This window comes from Synechococcus sp. R8-2, assembly GCF_047461715.1.
In the GTDB taxonomy this organism is placed as follows: domain Bacteria; phylum Cyanobacteriota; class Cyanobacteriia; order Thermostichales; family Thermostichaceae; genus Thermostichus.
In genome coordinates this window covers 1-1760 of the sequence record NZ_JANSHQ010000747.1, presented here as the reverse complement: position 1 = coordinate 1760, position 1760 = coordinate 1, and the positions used below count along the sequence as shown (strand labels likewise).

Annotated in this window: 2 protein-coding genes; one reads left to right on the top strand and one right to left on the bottom strand. The window is 59.0% G+C overall.

Going from position 1 to position 1760, the window contains the following annotated elements:
* A partial coding sequence (locus tag NW819_RS14420; protein WP_414414167.1) for an ABC transporter ATP-binding protein occupies positions 1-475 on the bottom strand: 475 nt, incomplete at its 3' end.
* A 288-nt stretch (positions 476-763) separates the two neighbouring features.
* Between NW819_RS14420 and NW819_RS14415 the strand changes: the two genes are divergently transcribed.
* Positions 764-1729 (top strand): acetamidase/formamidase family protein, encoded by a 966-nt coding sequence (locus NW819_RS14415; RefSeq protein WP_414398800.1) that lies wholly within the window; start codon positions 764-766, stop codon positions 1727-1729.
* Positions 1730-1760 lie beyond the last annotated feature (31 nt).

Genomic DNA, 1760 nt, shown 5'->3' with positions numbered 1-1760 from the left:
AGGCCACCCGCTGCTGCTGTCCCCCCGACAGCTCATGGGGCTTCCGCTTGGCCAGAGCTGCAATCTCCACCAATTCCATAGCAGCGGCCACCCGCTTGCGCAGAGCTTCCCCCCGCACACCCCGCATGCGCAGGCCGAAGGCGATGTTGTCCTCCACCGTCATAAAAGGGAAAAGGGCATAGCTCTGGAACACGGTGTTGACATTGCGCTTGTGGGCGGGCAAGTGGCCTACCGGGCGACCTCGAATCACCACTTCCCCAGCATCGGCCATCTCCAGGCCGGCCAGGATGCGCAGCAGGGTGGTCTTGCCACAGCCGGAAGGGCCCAGCAGGCCGAAAAACTCCCCCCGCCGGATGTTCAGCTCAATGCCATTGAGAGCCACAAAATCGCCAAAACGCTTGTGGAGGCCGGTTACTTCCACATCCCAGTCGGGATCCCGGAGGGTAGAAATACTGGAGATGACACCCGCGATCACAGTTGACAGCGCTGACAAACCTATCGAACTCAGTATGCAGGTCTCCGGGAAGATTGCAGTTGTCCTCCACACCCGGGGCACCAGTTCCAGGCCAAGCCCTGCAACCGGGGATCCCTGCCCACAGACCTTCAAGATAGCAAGTCAAGATAGCAAATGTGGGGAACATTGTCGCCACGCCACCCCTGGGCAAACAGTAGCCAGAGATACCGGCTTGAGGAACAGTCTAATTCAGGATTGGAGGGGATTTTTCTTTAGATTGAATGGGTCTTTTGCAAGGGATCCCTGGCCGTGCCCGTTCACACCCTCAAAGCCACTCCCCATACCGTCCACTTGGGCGGCTTTTCTTCCCAACTGCCCCCGGCCTTGTATGTGCAATCGGGCGATGTGGTGCAGGTGGAAACCTACTCGGGGTTCGCCCACTACGGCAAAGCGCCGGACCGTTTCTTCACGCCCGAATTCCTCGAAATTTGCCAAACCTTGCCTGCCGAGCGCCGAGTGGGGCCGGGCCCCCATCTGTTGACCGGGCCGATCTACGTTGAGGGAGCTGAACCTGGAGATGTGCTGGAAGTGCGCTTGCAAGCGATCACCCCCCGCTTGCCCATCGGTTTCAATGCCATCCGTCCCGGATGGGGGGCTTTGCCCGGAGAATTTGATCAGCCGCGACTGCGCTTCATCGACCTAGATATAGACCAGGGGGTAGCGGAATTTCCTCCCGGCAGCGGCATCCGCGTCCCCATTCGCCCCTTCTTTGGCATCTTGGGGGTGGCGACCGAGGAAACCAGCCGCAGCTCTATCCCCCCCGGCAACTATGGTGGCAACATCGACAACCGCCAATTGCAGGCGGGATCCCGAGTTTTTTTGCCGGTCTTTGTGCCCGGTGCCCTTTTTTCGGTGGGGGATGGCCACTCCGCTCAAGGGGACGGAGAAGTTGATGTAACGGCCATTGAAACTTCCATGAATGGCACTTTGCAGTTGATCCTGCGCAAAGATCTGCCGCTCGAGGCACCGCTGGCGGAAACCCCGACCGATTTCATTACCATGGGCTTTGCCGAGGATCTGGATGCGGCCTTTGAGATTGCCCTAAGGCGGATGATCGATTTTCTGCATCGGTTTGTCGGCATTGGGCGAGAGGAAGCCTATGTGCTTTGCAGCATTGCTGTCCACTTCCACATCACGCAGGTGGTGAACAGCCCCATGAAAGGTGTGCATGGGTTGCTGCCAAAACAGCTCCTGCCCCGCCCTACCCTGATCTAATCGGATCTAATCGCGTCAGCGGGGCGGAGTC